Source organism: Amycolatopsis silviterrae (assembly GCF_042684085.1).
GTDB lineage: Bacteria > Actinomycetota > Actinomycetes > Mycobacteriales > Pseudonocardiaceae > Amycolatopsis > Amycolatopsis silviterrae.
Genome location: NZ_JBHUKS010000030.1, coordinates 39,877 through 54,482, shown reverse-complemented (window position 1 = coordinate 54,482; position 14,606 = coordinate 39,877). Strand labels below are relative to the sequence as shown.

Below are 14,606 nucleotides of genomic sequence, written 5' to 3'. Positions count from 1 at the left end.
TCAATCGGGCATTTTGCTGACGTTGGCGTCCATTGTGGACGGTCAGCAAACTGAGGCCACCCGGCTTTAATCTCTGGCATTGGAATCTGGGGCTGTGAAGGGGTCCCTCACGGAAGCAGGTTTGCGCGGCGGGCGGCGTTGACGGCCTGCAAGCGGGTTCGTGCGTCGAGCTTGCGCATGGCGTTGCGCAGGTAGCTTTTCACCGTTTCCGGCCCCAGCCCCAAAGTCTCGGCGATATCAGCGTTGGTCTGCCCGGCCGCCGCGCCGGCCAGGACGTCCAGTTCGCGTGTGGAGAGCGTCGGCTGCGGACCGTTCGGGGGCTCGCCGGCCAGGGACCGGCAGATGGCGTCCAGGCGGGTTCGCAGCTCCGGATCAACGACGGTCGCGGCGATGCGGCGGAGTTCGGCGTGGTTTTCCCGGACTGTTTCGCGGTCGGCTGGTTCGCCGGCGGGCGTGTCCGCGGGTGGGGCCAGCAGTTCCAGGCGACGGCGGACCTCGGTGCGGATTGCCAGTTCCTGCTCCAAATCGCGGGCTACTTCGACCATCGCCGTGACAGACCGGTCGCCGAAGCTGACGTGTTCGCGGACGGCGCCGTAGAGGACTGCTCGGACGGTGCGGGACACGATCACCGGCACGGCCATTACCGAACGGACGCCCTCGGCTTGCACGGCGCGGTCGAAGTGGTGGCTGATGGCTTCGCTCGTGTAGTAGTCCGGCAGCACTACCGGCTTCCGCACGCCGATCGCGCGGCCGCCCAGGCCCTTGCCCTCCGCTACGACCAGGCCGAGCAGCGAAGTGGTCGAGTTGCCGATCAGTTCCGTCATCCGGAGGCGGCGGCCGTCGGTCACCACGCCGCCGAAGGACAGGGGGACCTGGGCGGCTGCGCGCAGGCGGACCAGGGCGCGGCGGACCTCCGCGACGTCCTCGGCCGGGCCGGGGTCGGTGACGGGCATCGGGCGTCACCCCTTTTCGGGGGTAGTGGGCCTGCTGACGTGCGGAGATAGTACCGCCGACACCGGCCAACGACGACCGTGGAGCACGCTGTGAGCCCTGAGCGGACCACCTTCGACCTGCTGCAGACCTACGCCGCGCCGGACGCGGACGCGACCCGTTTGCTGTGCGGGCGCCATCCCGCCGACGCGGTCGCGTTCACTCTCGTGGAGGCCGATCTCAGCAGCCGCGACCTCACCTACGGCCAGCTCGAGGCCGCTTCCGCCCGCTTCGCCGCCGCGCTCGCCGCGCACGGGGTGCGTCCTGGGGACCGGGTCGCGACGCTGATGGGCAAGTCCGCCGAACTGGTCACCGCGCTGCTCGCGATCTGGCGGCTCGGCGCGGTCCATGTGCCGTTGTTCACGGCGTTCGCGCCGCCGGCCATCGCGCAGCGGATCGTCGGGAACGGGACGCGCGTGGTGGTCGTCGACGCTGGTCAGCGCGCCAAGCTCGACCCCAGTGAAGACCTGCCTGCCGACCCCTCGCGGATCATCGTGACGACCGGCGAGGCGTCCGGTGGCGATCTGTCGTTCGAGGCGCTGCTCGACGAGCCGCATCCGCTGCCCGGCCCGGTCGCGGTCGGCGGCGACGGGACGCTGGTCGAGATCTTCACCTCCGGCACGACCGGCACCCCGAAGGCCGTGCCGGTGCCGCTGCGCGGGCTGGCCGGGATCCACTCCTACCAGCAGTTCGGCCTCGACCAGACCGACGAGGACGTCTTCTGGAACGCCGCCGACCCGGGCTGGGCGTACGGGCTGTACTTCGCGTTGCTCGGCCCGCTCGTGACCGGGCGGCGCAGCCTGCTGTTGCACGCCGGGTTCAGCCCGGAGCTGACCTGGCAGGTGCTCGAACGCTTCGGCGTCACCAACTTCACCGCCGGTCCCACCGTGTACCGCGCGCTGCGCAGTTCGGGGCTGCCGGTGCCGGCCGGCCTGCGGCTGCGGCACTGCTCGTCGGCGGGCGAGCCGCTGACGCCGGACGTCGTGACCTGGGCCGAGGAGGTGCTCGGCTGCCCGGTGCGCGACCACTACGGCCAGACCGAGACCGGCATGGTCGTCGGCAACGCCTGGCATCCGCACCTGATCGCGCCGGTCAAGACCGGTTCGATGGGGCGGCCGCTGCCCGGGTTCGCAGTCGAGGTGCTGAAAGCGGGCAGCGACGAGATCGCGGACGTCGGCGAGACCGGGCGGGTCGCGATCGACGTGCCGGCCAGCCCGTTGATGCCGTTTTCCGGCTACCGCGACGCGCCCGAGCGGACCGCGGAACGCTTCAGCGCCGACGGCCGCTGGTACTACACCGGCGACATCGCCGCCCGGGACCGCGACGGCTACCTCACCTTCGGTTCCCGCGACGACGACGTCATCCTCATGGCGGGCTACCGGATCGGCCCGTTCGAGGTGGAAAGCGCGCTGGCGCAGCACGAAGCCGTCGCCGAGGCCGCGGTGATCGGGGCACCGGACGAACTGCGCGGGGAGCTGGTGGTGGCTTACGTCGTGCTGAACCCCGGCGTCGAGGGTTCGGACGAACTGGTCGCCGAGCTGCAGCAGACGGTGAAAACCCGCTTGGCGGCGCACGTCTACCCGCGCCGGATCCACTTCGTCGCGGAACTGCCGAAGACGCCGAGCGGGAAGATCCAGCGGTTCGCGCTGCGCGGCCGGGAGCTGAGCACGGCTTCGCGCTGAGATTCTCCGCGCTCGGTGCCACACTGGCCCGATGCCGCCTGATCTGCACGGCCGGGTCGCCCTCGTCGCGGGGGCGACCCGCGGCGCGGGCCGGGGCATCGCCGCCGCGCTCGGCGAGGCCGGGGCGACCGTGCTCTGCACCGGGCGCAGCAGCGCCGGCCCCGATCGCCGGCCTTCGGACTACGACCGGCCGGAGACGATCGAGGAGACCGCCGCACTGGTGACCAGCCTCGGCGGCGTCGGCGTCCCGGTCGTCGCCGACCATCTGGACCACGACGACGTCCGCCGGCTGGCCGCGCTGGTCCGCTCCGAGTACGGGCGGCTGCACGTGCTGGTCAACGACATCTGGGGCGCGGAGCGGCTCAAGGGCGGTCCGGCGGACTGGAACACGCCGGTGTGGGAGCACGATCTCGACGCCGGGCTGCGGATTCTCCGGCTCGGGGTCGAAACGCATCTCGTGACGTCGCATTTCCTGCTGCCGCTGGTGATTCGCGAGCCCGGCGGATTGGTGGTCGAGGTCACTGACGGGACCTTGGCGCATAACGCTTCGCTTTACCGGATTTCCGTCTTTTACGACCTGGCCAAGGCTTCGGTGAACCGGCTCGCTTTTTCGCAGGGACATGAGCTTGCGCCGCACGGTGCGACGGCGGTGGCGGTGACGCCGGGCTGGCTGCGGTCGGAAATGATGCTGGACGCGTACGGGGTGCGCGAAGAAAACTGGCGTTCGGCGTTGGAGAACGGGGCTCCGCCGGGGTTCGCGGAATCGGAGTCGCCGCGGTATGTCGGCCGCGGGGTAGCGGCGATGGCGGCGGATCCGTTGCGGGCACGGTGGAATCAGCTTTCGGTGACGTCGGCGGAGCTGGCACGGGAGTACGGCGTGACCGATGTGGACGGACGGCAGCCGGACAGCTGGTGATCACCAGCTGAGTTCGCCGTTTTCCAACCCTGCGCACACTTCGCGGAGCCAGGTCAATCCCGCGGTGACGACGGTCGTGCGGTGTTCGTGCTCCAATAAGTACAGCTGCGGGACATTGGCTTCGCGTGACGCGTGGAGCTCGTCTTCCGGGGTCAGCAGGTGCACAAAGGACACTGCCGCCGGGAAGAGCGGGAATTCGGCGGCCGGGGTGGAAATGCCGGACCGGACTGCGGTTAGCAACGTTTCCCGTCCGGCTGGAGTGATCTCGTAAACGGTGCGCTCGGGCCGTCGTTCCGCCGTTCGACCGCGTGCACGCCGACGAGACCATCGCGGACGAGTCGTTCCGGCGCGGTGTGCAAACCGGACCTGGTGCGGACGTTCACGACCAGGTCGACGCCGCGTTCCTTGATCAGCTGCTGCATCCAGTACGAGTGCCGCGGCTCGTCGGCCAGCATCGCGAGGACGACGGGGACAGGTTGCCGCGAGGTGGTGCGATGGAGAGCCGGAGTGTCGGTGCTCGAGATCGTGGCTTCCGTCGGGGCTACTACGTGCTGCGTGCGTGCGGGGCAGGTGTCTTCTGGTCGTTGACGGTGCCGGCGCTGGCAGTCGCGGCGCTCGCCATCGTCGCGACGATCCGGCGGCGACGGCTCGATTTCGTCGGGCTGCTGGTCCTGGCCGAACTGGCCACGACGCTCACCTTGACGCTGGTGACGCGGAACCCGCGGGTGGCCGCCTTGCGCGAGGCGGCGTACGTCCTGGTCGCCGGGGTTTTCTGCCTGGCCACGCTGTTTCAGCGGGCTCCGCTGACGCACGTTTTCACCGCGTCGGCAGCCAGTTTCGGCGACCCGGCGCGGGAACGGGCGTTCGCGTACGCGTGGAGTTCCGTGCCGCGCTATCGACGGTGGCAGCGCGCGCTGACCGCGGTGTCAGGGGCGATTTTGCTGGCTGCGGCGGTGGTTCGGGCGGTGCTCCTGCTGAGTGCTTCGGAGGCGGGGCTCGCGGATGCGGTCGACATGTCGAATACGGTGACGTTGTGGATGGTCGGCGCGCTTGGCGTGGCGGGCGGGGTGTTGATTCAGGTGCCTCGGCGGATCATCGAGCGTTTGGCGGAGCAGGATCGAGCCGAGGCAGGCGGCTGACCACCGCCGCGTACTCCGCGGTGATCCGCGAGACGATCTCCGCCGCCGGAAGGACCTCGGTGATCAGCCCGGCCGACTGACCAGCCTCGACCTTCCCCGAAACGACATCACCGTCCAAAGCGGCATCCTTCAGCGAAGAAGCCTGAAAGACCTTGCGCCGCAACGACTCCTCGGCACCGGACGACTCCAGCTCGGCCATTCTCGTGGTGAAGTCGTTCGAGAGTGAACGGATCACACCCAACCCGTGGCCGACTGTGCGCGTGTCATCAACACCCGCAGCGAGCACCGCCTCCTGGTAAGAACGGTGCACAGTCGCCTCGGAACTCGCCAGGAACCGGGTCCCGAATTGCGCCGCGCCCGCGCCCAGGGCCAGCATCGCGGCCAGCCCGGCGCCATCGGCGACTCCGCCCGAAGCGATCACCGGGATCGAAGGCACCGCCGAAACCACCGCGCGCACCAGGACCTGCGTGGTGACCATCCCGGGTGGCGGGTGTCCGCCGGCCTCGGCACCGACTACCACCAACCCGTCGACCCCGGCGGTGGCAGCTTTCAGCGCATGCGACACCCCGGCGACGACGTGCAGGCACCGCGTCCCGACGTCATGGAACCGGTCCAGGTACCGGCGCGGGCCGCCTTGCGAGGCGATCAGGACCGGCGGGCGGCGGGAGAGCAGCAGGTCGATGACCTCGTCCGCACCGGCCCGGTAGAGGGGCAGGTTCACCGCCCACGGACGGTCGGTGCCAGCGGCCATTTCGTCCAGCGTCCGGGCCAGGTCGGGCAGGCGCATCGGACCGGCTGCCACGACGCCCAGGCCGCCGGAGTTGCTGACCGCCAAGGGGAGAGCCGAGGACGACGAGGCCCACGACATTCCGGCCTGGATGATCGGCAGGTCCAGGCCCAGCAGGTCGGTGACGGAGGTACGCAGCCGCGTCATGAGTTCTCCAGCAAAGCCCGGGCATAGGCCGCCAGCTGGTTTTTCTGCACCTTGGCGCTGGCGGTCATGCCGATCTTCTCGAAGCCGTCCACAATGCGCAGATGACGGGGGACTTTGAACCCCGCCAACCGCTCTTTCGCCCACAAGAGCAGGTCCTCTTCGGAAATGCCGGGCGAGGTAAGGACGACAAAGGCGAAAGGCACTTCGATCAACCGCTCGTCCGGGACTCCGACGACCGCGGCCTGACGTACGGCGGGATGGCGGTGCAGCACATCCTCGACCTCCGCGGGCGCGACGTTTTCCCCGCCGACCCGGATGATTTCCTTGGTGCGGCCGGTGAAATGCAGCCGGCCGGACTCGTCGAGCAGGCCGACGTCCCCAGTGGACAGCCAGCCGTCGGAGTCGACGGTTTCGGCGGTGCGGACGGGATCGTCCAGATAGCCTTGCATCACGTTCCAGCCGCGCACCAGGATCGAGCCGGGTTCGCCGGGCGCGCAGTCGCGGGTGTCGTCCAAAGCGCGGATGCGGATTTCCACTCCCGGCTCGGGGGCCATCGCCCCGGAGGCGCGGATTTCTTCCGGCTCCCACCAGGCGGATTGGGCGACATTGGGGGAGGCTTCGGAAAGCCCGTACCCGGCAACGCATTCGCGGGCCCCGAGTTCGTCGATGACGCGGCGCACGACGGTCGGCGAGGCGGCGACCCACGCGCCGCGCAGGGAAAGGCGGCGGTGCGGGCGGTCCGGGTGATTGAGCAGGAGCAACGCGATGGTGTCATTGCCGGAGAAGTGCGTGCACCGCTCGGTTTCCAGCAGCCGCAACGCTTCCGCTGGCTCGAATTTCGGCATTGTCACCAAAGTGGTGGCGTGCTGCAGCGACGACAGAACCGACAGCGTGCTTCCGGCGACGTGGAAGAACGGCCGCGCCGAGTGGAATCGGTCCCCGGGGCGCAAACCCATGCGGGCGCCGGAGAAAAAGGCGTCGGCGCACATGCTGCGGTGGGTCAGGAGGACGCCCTTGGGACGCGACGTCGTGCCGGAAGTGTATTGCACGAGAAGAAGATCGTCCGGTGTAGCAACGGGTTCGGCGGACACCTCGGAACCCGCGGCCAGGAAATCCGTCCAGCTGTCTTGCCCCAGAATAATGATTCGTTCCAGAGAAGGCAGGGTCGCGCAGCCGGGTTCGATGCCGGCGGAAGCGAACAGTGCGGGGAAATCGACGTTCAGCACCCGGTCGGCGGCGAACAGCGTGCTCACCCCGGCATGGGCGAGCGTGTAGTGCACCTCGTCGGCGGTGAAGCGGGTGTTGACGGGAACGACCAGTGCGCCAAGGGAACCCAGCGCCAGGAACAGCGTGACCCACTCGGGAGTGTTGCCGAGGCAGAGCCCGACGCGGGAGCCCCGGCCGATCCCGGAAGCGGCCAGCGCGCCGCGCACCCGGGCGACGTCACGAGCCAGTTCCCGGTAGGTGATCCGGGCTTCGGCGGTGACGACGGCCTCGACGTCCGGAGCCAGCAGGGCGGCCCGGGCGAGGGCGTCCTGGACGGTGAGCGGGCAGGCGGTGCGCAGGTCGGTCATCGGGCCTCTCCAGTGAACCGGGCGACGCCGTCGCGCCAGCTGCCGTCGGCGAGATTCTGTTCGATGGCGGACATTTCGATCCGGATGCCGCGGTCCAGGTCGGTTTCCGCACCCAGGTCGACGGCGCGTTTGGTCAGCGCGATCGCGCCGGGCGGGGCGGCGGCGATGGCAGCGGCCACCTCGGTGCCGGCGGCAGCCAGGTCGGGGACGACACGGTTGACCAGGCCTAGCGAGGCGGCGTCCACAGCAGACAACGGCGTGTTAGTGAATAACAGTTCCTTCGCGCGGCGTTTGCCAATGGCTCGCTGGAGCCGCTGGGTCGCGCCGACGGTGCCCCAATGCGGTTCAGGGAAGCGGAAAACGGTGCCCGAGGCGGCGAGAGCGAAGTCGGCGGCCAGCGTGATCTCCCCGCCGGAGCCGACGACGGTGCCGTGCACCAAGGCGACAACGGGACAGCGGCAGGCCTCGATCGCCGCGTAGGCCGCGAAGGACGCGACCCGGCGACGGCGGACCCAAGCGGCGTCCTTGCCCGTGCGTTCCTTCAGATCGGCACCGGCGCAGAAGACCGGTCCGGCACCGCTGAGCAGCACCACCCGGGCGTCCGAGACGTCAACGGCGTCAAAGGCTTCCTTCAACGCGTGGCACATCGCGAGGTCCACGGCATTGCGCGCCGACGGCCGGGCCAGTTCGACGCGGGCGATCCCCTCGGTGACGTCCAGCGTCACGCGTTCGTTCATCAGAGCACTCCCGCGGCCCGCAGGCCCTCGATCTCGCTGTCCGACAGTCCCGCCAGCTCGCGCAGCACGGCGTCGGTGTCCGCACCCAGCACCGGCGGCGTTCCCGGCGCAGGCGCGTCACCGGCAGTCTCGCGCAACGGCGTGCGCAGCGCTGGAAACGTGCCCTCGACGGGATGCGTGAACTCGCCGACGACCCCTCGCGCGACGGCGTGCGGATCGGCCAGCGCCGCGCGGACCGAACGCACCGCGCCAGCGGGGACGTCGGCGGCCTGCAGTTCCTTGACCAGCTGATCCCGGTCGTGCTGGGCGATCGCGCCGCGCAGGGCCTTCATGACGCGCGCCCGGTGTTCGACACGGCCCGCGTTGTGCTGCAGCGAGGGGTCAGTGCCCAAAGCGGACAGTCCGAGCACCGTGCACAGCGGACCCCAGTGCTGGTCGCTGCCGCTGATGTGCAGCCACTCGCCGTCCCCGGCCTGGAACGCCGCCGACGGCACCCGCCCGGGGTGTTCGGTCCCGGTGCGGACGGGGTCCTCGCCGAGCGCGAACAGCCGCGCGGCGTTCAGGGCGTGCAGGCTGAGCTGGACGTCCATCATGGCCACGTCGAGGTGCCGGCCGCGGCCGTCGGACGAGCGCCCGGCGAGCCCGGTCAGCGCGGCGATCACCACCCACAGCCCGGACGTCAGGTCCGCCACCGGCACCCCGGTTTTCGCGGGCGGACCCGCGGGATCGCCGGTCATCGCCATCACGCCGGACAGCGCCTGGAAGACCGTGTCGTAGCCCTTGCGGTGCGCGTCCGGCCCGGTCTGGCCGAAGCCGGTCGCGGACACCAGCACGAGGCCGGGGTTTTCCGCGGACAGTTCGGCGTAGCCGAGGCCGAGCCGGTCGAGCGTGCCGGGCAGGAAGTTCTCCACGACGACGTCCGCGCGCGCGGCCAGTTTCCGGATCACGTCCCGGCCGCGCGGGTCCTTCAAGTCCACTGTGACCGATCGCTTGCCGCGGTTGAAGGCGAAGAAGTACGCGCTTTCGCCGTGCGGCAGGCGGGGTTCGAAGCCGCGGGTCTCGTCGCCGGAGCCGGGACGTTCGACCTTGATCACGGTCGCGCCGAGTTCGGCGAGGATCTGGGTGGCCAGCGGCGCGGCGAGGACCCGGGACAGGTCCAGCACGGTCACCCCGGCGAGCGGCCCGGTCACGAGCGGAACCCGCGCATCAGGGCGTTGACGTCCTGGCCGGCGCGCATCGCGGCGTCCGTCGGCAGGTCCGCGACCCGGTAGAAGAGGTCTTTCGCGGCGGCGAGCGCGCGTGGCTCGACTGCGGCCCAGCGCTGCGCGATCGCGAGCGCGGCGGGCACGATCTCGGCGGGTTCGACCACCTGGTTCACCAGCCCGTACGCAGAGGCTTCCGCGGCGGTGAGCAAGCGGCCGGTGCTGACCAGCTCGAACGCGAGCTTGCGGCCAAGGTGCCGGACCAGCCCGGTCATCACCAGCGCGGGAACGATCGAATGCTTCAGCTCGGGGTAGCCGAACTTCAGGTCCGACCCGGCGACCACCAGGTCCGCCCCGATCGCCAGCCCGGCGCCGCCGCCGACGGCCGCCCCGCGCACCGCGCTGACGACCGGGACCGGCAGCTGCTGCATGCGCGTCTGGAGCCGGGCGGTGAGCGCGGCGCGTTCGAGGACGGCTTCCGGCTGGTCCGGGGTGAGCGACGAGAACTCGTTCAGATCGGCGCCGGCGCAGAATCCCCGTCCGGCCCCGGTCAGCACGATGGCGCGGACGCTGGGGTCCCGCCCGGCTTCTTCCAGCGCGGTGTCGAGGGCGCGGGTGAGCGCGGTGTCGAGGGCGTTGAGCTTGTCCGGCCGGTTGAGCGTGAGGACGCGGACGGCGTCGTGATTTTCGGTCAGCAGCACTGGATTTCTCCCCAAAAGTTCAGACAGACGCGAAGCCGGCGCGGGCGACCATGCTGTGCAGCGGGCGGCCGAGCGCTTCTTCGCAGGCCGCGGACGCCGCGGCGAGATGGTCGAGATCGAGGCCGGTGTCGACGCCCATCGCGGCGAAGAGACTGGCCAAGTCCTCTGTGCACACGTTGCCGGTGAGCCCGGCGCCGTAGCCGATCTTCGCCGGATGCCCGCCGACGCCGCCCATCGCGGAGTCGAAATGCCGGCACCCGGCTTCCAACGCGGCTACGGCGTTGGCGATCCCGGTGCCGCGCGTGTTGTGCAGGTGCGCGACCAGCGGCAGGCCCGGGTTTTCGCGGGACAGCCGGGCGTACAGCGCGCGCACCGAGCCCGGAGTCGCGACGCCGGTGGTGTCGCCCAACGTCACCAGGCTCGCGCCGAGGTCGGTGAAACGTGCGACGTCTTCGGCTACCCGGCCCGGGTCGACCTTGCCCTCGAACGGGCAGCCGAACGCCACCGAAACCACGCCGACCAGGCGAAACCGTCCGTCGGCGAGCTTGACCATCTCGGTCACGCGCTCCCACTGCCCGGCGCGCGTGGTGCGCAGGTTCCGTTCGGTGTGCGCTTCGGTGGCCGACACCAGCAGGCTCAGTTCCTCGGCGCCGTGCCCGGCTTCGAGGTCGGCGAGCGCGCGTTCGACGGCACGCGGGTTCGGGCAGGTCGCCTTGAACGCGACGCCCGGGTGCCGGTCGATCCCGGCGAGCACCTCGGAGGCGTCGGAGAACCCGGGCACCCGCGCGGGATGGCTGTAGCTGGTCGCCTCGATCCGGCGGAAACCGGTGCGCGCGAAGGAGTTCAGCAGCGCGATCTTCGTCGCGGTCGGCACGGGCTCCGGCTCGTGCTGCAGCCCGTCGCGGGCGAAGCACTCGCAGATCGTGACGGCGTCGGACATCCTGGGCCCACCTCCTCGTCGGTGGTTCCAGGAGTACGCGAGGGTGTTGATAAAGTCAACACTACTCGGCGGCCGGGTGAGACCGCTCACGCTCCTCGACGGCCAGCGCGTGCTCCGCCAGCTTGTCCAGCGCGCGGTCCAGCACCCGCGCCTCCTCGCCGGTGAGGGCGGCGAGGAAGTCCGCGTCGCGTTCGTTGGCGGCGGTGATCAGGCCGCGGTACACCCGGGTGCCCTCGGCGGTCAGCGCCAGCTGCGACGTGCGCCCCGACCCGGCCGTGCGGTTCACCAGCCCGCGCTCGGTCAGGCGGCTGACCACCCGGCTCATCTGCGCTTTGTCCAGTCCGGCGCGGCGCGCGAGCCGGTTGAGCGTGAGCGTCGGGTCGGCCGCGATGAGCGCGATCGCGCGCCATTCGCCGAGGCTCACGCCGAAGTCGCGGCGGTAGCGCACCGCGGCGCTGCGCGACATCGCCGACGACGTGCGCGAGAGCCGGTAGGACAGCAGCCCGGAAATGGGGACCAGTTCGTGTCCGTCTGCGCGTTCCGCCATGGCCGGACATCGTAGCCGTTACCCGTCCGGTGTTGACAAACTCAACACTCGATGCGGAGACTGCCACTCGCCCGATCCGGACGAAGGAGTCTCAGCCGTGGCCGAACCATCCGCTGTCACCGGCGCTCCGGCAACCGCCGCTGTCGACCGCAAAGCGACCTATCGCACGATCGCCCGCCGCGTCATGCCGCTGCTGGTGCTGTGTTACGTCGTGAGCTACATCGACCGCACCAACATCGGGATCGCGCAGCAGGGCCTGAAACGGGACCTCGGCTTCGGGCCCGCGGTGTACGGGCTCGGCGTCACGCTGTTCTTCGTCGGCTTCATCCTTTTCGAAGTCCCGAGCAACGCGCTGCTCGCCCGCATCGGCGCGCGCAAGACACTCGCCCGGATCATGGCCACCTGGGGCGTGATGACCGTGGTGACCATGTTCGTGCACAACGAGATCATGTTCTACGCCGCGCGCTTCCTGCTCGGCGTCGCCGAGGCCGGGTTCTTCCCCGGTGCGCTGTACCTGCTGTCGCTGTGGTTCCCGTCCTCGCGGCGGACGCGGATGACGGCCGTGTTCTTCATCGGCATCCCGGTGTCCGGCGCGCTCGGCTCGGTGATGTCCGGCTGGATCATGCACTCGCTCGGCGGTGTCAGCGGGCTCGCGGACTGGCAGTGGCTGTTCCTGATCGAGGGGATCCCGCCGATCCTGCTGGCCGGGCTCGTGCTGCTCTTCGTCACCGACGGCCCGGAGCAGGCGAAGTGGCTCACGCCGGAGCAGAAGGCGGCGGTGCGCGCCGACCTCGAAGCGGACCGGCGCGACAAAGGCCCGGAGACTGGGAAACACAGCGGCCTGTTGCTGGCCCTTCGCGACCCGAAGGTGTGGATTCTCGGCCTCTGCGCTTGCGGTGCGTACACGCTGGCGAACGCCGTCTCGTACTGGACGCCGCGGATCATCGCCAACGCCGGCGTCGGCAACGTGCTGAACCTCGGGTTCTTTTCGGCGATCCCGCCGCTGCTCGGCATCGTGGTGATGCTGCTGGTCGGGCGGCACTCCGACCGCACCCTGGAGCGCCGCTGGCACGCGGCGACGAGCTGGATCGTGGCGGCGTTCGCGATGCTGGCGATCTCGGTGTCCGGCGGCAACGTGGTGGTGATCATCCTGCTGCTCGCCGTGATGGCGGCCGCGCACTACTCCGGGCTGACGGTGTTCTACTCGATCCCGTCGATCTACCTGACCGACCGGGCGGCGGCCACCGGGATCGCGGTGGTGACGTCCATGGGCTCGTTCGCCGCCGCGGCTTCGCCGTCGTTGCTCGGGTTCATCGAGTCCTCGACCGGGAGCCTGTCGCTGGGGCTGCAGATCAGCGCGGGGATCATCCTGCTCGCGGTCGTGGTGCTGCTGGTCGGGGTCCGGCCGGGGGATCTTCGCGAACAGCGCCGCTGACCCCCTCGGCCGCCAGCGGGCCGTGAGGGGAACCCTGACGGAATCAGAGTCCCTCAGGGTTCCCCTCACGGACTTCCGCTGACCCCGCGCCGGCCTCGGCTCTCATCGCTCTCACAGGAACCCCGGAGTAGACCGGGTGCGCCGGAGGGAGGAGCGGTGAGTGGTGAAGCGCGCGAACGGGCACTGGGCCGAACGGATCGGCGTGGTCGTCCTGGTGGCGGTCCTGCTGGGCGGGGCCGCCTACGGCTGGGCCGAGTTGCGCGCGCTGCTGTCCGGGGTGACCACGTCCACCGCGCTCGACGGGCGGGCGAGGTCCGGCGGGGACACGAACATCCTGGTCATCGGGCTCGACTCGCGGCTCGACGAGCGGGGCGAACCGCTGCCCGCCGAGCTGTACGAGCAGCTGCACGCGGGCGACCAGCGCGCCGGCGGCTATCACGCGGACGTGCTGATGCTGCTGCACGTCCCGGCCGACGGCGGGCATCCGACGGTCATCTCCATTCCGCGCGACGACTACACCGATCTCGCCGGCTGTCCGGGCGGAGTGTGCCAGGGCCGGATCAAGGAGGCTTACGGGTACGCGTTCGCCGCCGAATCCCACCGTCTCGCGGCGCAAGGCGTCACCGGCGTGGCGGCTCGCGAACAGAGGTCCCGGGACGCTGGCCGCGCGGCAGAAGTCGCGACGGTGCGCCAGTTCCTCGGAGGCGTCGTGGTGGACCATTTCGTCGAAGTCACCCTCGTCGGATTCTTCCAGCTCGCCGAGGTCGTGCAGCCGATCACGGTGTGCCTGTCCGGCAACACGCGCGACAGCTACTCGGGAGCGGATTTCCGGAGCGGGCAGCAGCGGATTTCCGCCGCGCAGGCTCTCGCGTTCGTGCGGCAACAGCGCGATCCGCAGCACGAGTTCACCGACCTGGACCGGGAACGGCGGCAGCAAGCTTTTCTCGTTTCGCTGGCGCATCAGCTGAAAGAGAGCCAGGTGTTCGGCGATCCGGCGAAACTCGGGAAGCTGGTTTCGGTCGCCGAACAGAACATCGCCGTCGATTCCGGGCTGGATCTCAACGCGCTCGCGCATCAGGCGGAATCGTTCGCCGGGGGAGACCTGACGCTGGCGTCGCTTCCGGTCGAACGGTTCGAAAAAGACGCCAAGGGCGAAGACGTCGCTATCGTCGATCCGGAGAAAATCCGGGCCGCCGCGGCGCGCCTGCTCGGCCGGGCGGTCCCGCCGCCGCCCGCCGCGACGGCCGGGCCGGCGGTGGACGTGGTGAACGCGAGCGGCCGCGAGGGCGTGGCCGCTCGGGTGTTGAAGACGCTCCCGTCGCGGGGATACCGGGCCGGGCACGTGGCCAATGCCAAGCACACGCACCACACCGTGGTCCGCTACGGGCGCGGTGATTCCGCGTCGGCGGCGAAGCTCGTGGCCGCGCTCGGCGGCGGGTACGGCCTCGGCTACGACAGTGCGCTGCCGGCGGGGGAGCTGAAACTGGTGCTCGGCACCGATTTCCGGGAAAAGGCCGGCCAGGTGGAGCCGGTGCCGGCCGCCCCGGTTTCGCCCGCCGACGAATTGTCCGGAGGCGGGGTGCCGTGCGTGCGGTGAACGGGAGAAGCACAACGATCCTGTGAACCCGTTGAGAACGAATGCCGAAATTAACTCGCTCGAGTGAGTACGGCGGCCTTTTGTCCGCCGATGTCCGGGCTCCGGTGACCGGTCGCACAGTCGCGGCCCGCTGATTGCCCGATATTCCGGTTTCCGTGCCTGGGAATGGCGCTGCTGCTTCAGCCCGGCCTCACGCCGCCCATTGTTGAGTG

General features: G+C 70.2%; 14 protein-coding genes. 5 read left to right on the top strand and 9 right to left on the bottom strand.

The window, feature by feature from the left end; translation table 11 throughout:
- Positions 1 to 107: 107 nt before the first annotated feature.
- Entirely contained in the window at positions 108 to 953 is an 846-nt protein-coding gene (locus tag ACFSVL_RS37465; RefSeq protein WP_378311386.1) for a LuxR C-terminal-related transcriptional regulator, read from the bottom strand.
- Between the two features lie 90 nt (positions 954 to 1,043).
- Here ACFSVL_RS37465 and ACFSVL_RS37460 point away from each other — a divergent pair, with 90 nt between their 5' ends.
- A complete protein-coding gene (locus ACFSVL_RS37460; protein ID WP_378311384.1) occupies positions 1,044 to 2,672 on the top strand; it encodes an AMP-binding protein in 1,629 nt (542 codons plus the stop codon).
- A gap of 31 nt (positions 2,673 to 2,703) precedes the next feature.
- Positions 2,704 to 3,588 (top strand): SDR family oxidoreductase, encoded by an 885-nt coding sequence (locus tag ACFSVL_RS37455; RefSeq protein WP_378311382.1) that lies wholly within the window; start codon positions 2,704 to 2,706, stop codon positions 3,586 to 3,588.
- Positions 3,589 to 3,821: 233 nt separating this feature from the next.
- Here ACFSVL_RS37455 and ACFSVL_RS37450 read toward each other — a convergent pair whose 3' ends face one another.
- Positions 3,822 to 4,043 (bottom strand): hypothetical protein, encoded by a 222-nt coding sequence (locus ACFSVL_RS37450; RefSeq protein ID WP_378311381.1) that lies wholly within the window; start codon positions 4,041 to 4,043, stop codon positions 3,822 to 3,824.
- Between the two features lie 39 nt (positions 4,044 to 4,082).
- On the opposite strand from ACFSVL_RS37450, the gene ACFSVL_RS37445 reads away from it, so the two are divergent.
- Positions 4,083 to 4,727, top strand: a complete 645-nt coding sequence (locus tag ACFSVL_RS37445; RefSeq protein ID WP_378311379.1) for a VC0807 family protein — start codon at positions 4,083 to 4,085, stop codon at positions 4,725 to 4,727.
- Here ACFSVL_RS37445 and ACFSVL_RS37440 read toward each other — a convergent pair.
- The 7 genes from ACFSVL_RS37440 to ACFSVL_RS37410 all read right to left on the bottom strand — a co-directional run bounded on the left by ACFSVL_RS37440 (position 4,681) and on the right by ACFSVL_RS37410 (position 11,362).
- Entirely contained in the window at positions 4,681 to 5,661 is a 981-nt protein-coding gene (locus ACFSVL_RS37440; RefSeq protein WP_378311377.1) for an NAD(P)H-dependent flavin oxidoreductase, read from the bottom strand. The genes ACFSVL_RS37445 and ACFSVL_RS37440 overlap by 47 nt on opposite strands.
- Positions 5,658 to 7,235, bottom strand: coding sequence for an AMP-binding protein (locus ACFSVL_RS37435; protein ID WP_378311375.1), 1,578 nt, complete (start codon positions 7,233 to 7,235; stop codon positions 5,658 to 5,660). Before ACFSVL_RS37435 ends, ACFSVL_RS37440 begins: the two co-directional genes overlap by 4 nt.
- Positions 7,232 to 7,972 carry an enoyl-CoA hydratase/isomerase family protein gene (locus ACFSVL_RS37430; RefSeq protein WP_378311373.1) on the bottom strand — a complete coding sequence of 247 codons (741 nt, stop codon included), beginning with the start codon at positions 7,970 to 7,972 and terminating at the stop codon, positions 7,232 to 7,234. The genes ACFSVL_RS37435 and ACFSVL_RS37430 overlap by 4 nt, the downstream gene beginning before the upstream one ends.
- Positions 7,972 to 9,162, bottom strand: coding sequence for a CaiB/BaiF CoA transferase family protein (locus ACFSVL_RS37425; protein WP_378311371.1), 1,191 nt, complete (start codon positions 9,160 to 9,162; stop codon positions 7,972 to 7,974). The genes ACFSVL_RS37430 and ACFSVL_RS37425 overlap by 1 nt, the downstream gene beginning before the upstream one ends.
- Complete coding sequence (locus tag ACFSVL_RS37420; protein WP_378311369.1) at positions 9,159 to 9,875, bottom strand: enoyl-CoA hydratase/isomerase family protein; 717 nt, start codon at positions 9,873 to 9,875, stop codon at positions 9,159 to 9,161. Before ACFSVL_RS37420 ends, ACFSVL_RS37425 begins: the two co-directional genes overlap by 4 nt.
- Positions 9,876 to 9,894: 19 nt before the next feature.
- A complete protein-coding gene (locus tag ACFSVL_RS37415) occupies positions 9,895 to 10,815 on the bottom strand; it encodes a hydroxymethylglutaryl-CoA lyase (RefSeq protein WP_378311367.1) in 921 nt (306 codons plus the stop codon).
- Positions 10,816 to 10,876: 61 nt separating this feature from the next.
- Positions 10,877 to 11,362, bottom strand: a complete 486-nt coding sequence (locus ACFSVL_RS37410; protein ID WP_378311365.1) for a MarR family winged helix-turn-helix transcriptional regulator — start codon at positions 11,360 to 11,362, stop codon at positions 10,877 to 10,879.
- A gap of 97 nt (positions 11,363 to 11,459) precedes the next feature.
- Here ACFSVL_RS37410 and ACFSVL_RS37405 point away from each other — a divergent pair, with 97 nt between their 5' ends.
- Together ACFSVL_RS37405 and ACFSVL_RS37400 are read left to right on the top strand one after the other, a co-directional pair.
- Positions 11,460 to 12,797: an MFS transporter gene (locus ACFSVL_RS37405; protein ID WP_378311363.1), complete on the top strand. Its 1,338-nt coding sequence runs from the start codon at positions 11,460 to 11,462 to the stop codon at positions 12,795 to 12,797.
- A gap of 160 nt (positions 12,798 to 12,957) precedes the next feature.
- Entirely contained in the window at positions 12,958 to 14,394 is a 1,437-nt protein-coding gene (locus ACFSVL_RS37400; protein ID WP_378311361.1) for an LCP family protein, read from the top strand.
- Positions 14,395 to 14,606 lie beyond the last annotated feature (212 nt).

Excerpts from the sequence above, each read along its gene's own strand:
- ACFSVL_RS37445 (WP_378311379.1), top strand. The coding sequence starts at position 4,083 with ATGGAGAGCCGGAGTGTCGGTGCTCGAGATCGTGGCTTCCGTCGGGGC.
- ACFSVL_RS37415 (WP_378311367.1), bottom strand. The coding sequence starts at position 10,815 with ATGTCCGACGCCGTCACGATCTGCGAGTGCTTCGCCCGCGACGGGCTG.
- ACFSVL_RS37410 (WP_378311365.1), bottom strand. The coding sequence starts at position 11,362 with ATGGCGGAACGCGCAGACGGACACGAACTGGTCCCCATTTCCGGGCTG.
- ACFSVL_RS37435 (WP_378311375.1), bottom strand. The coding sequence starts at position 7,235 with ATGACCGACCTGCGCACCGCCTGCCCGCTCACCGTCCAGGACGCCCTC.
- ACFSVL_RS37450 (WP_378311381.1), bottom strand. The coding sequence starts at position 4,043 with ATGCTGGCCGACGAGCCGCGGCACTCGTACTGGATGCAGCAGCTGATC.
- ACFSVL_RS37430 (WP_378311373.1), bottom strand. The coding sequence starts at position 7,972 with ATGAACGAACGCGTGACGCTGGACGTCACCGAGGGGATCGCCCGCGTC.
- ACFSVL_RS37465 (WP_378311386.1), bottom strand. The coding sequence starts at position 953 with ATGCCCGTCACCGACCCCGGCCCGGCCGAGGACGTCGCGGAGGTCCGC.
- ACFSVL_RS37440 (WP_378311377.1), bottom strand. The coding sequence starts at position 5,661 with ATGACGCGGCTGCGTACCTCCGTCACCGACCTGCTGGGCCTGGACCTG.
- ACFSVL_RS37455 (WP_378311382.1), top strand. The coding sequence starts at position 2,704 with ATGCCGCCTGATCTGCACGGCCGGGTCGCCCTCGTCGCGGGGGCGACC.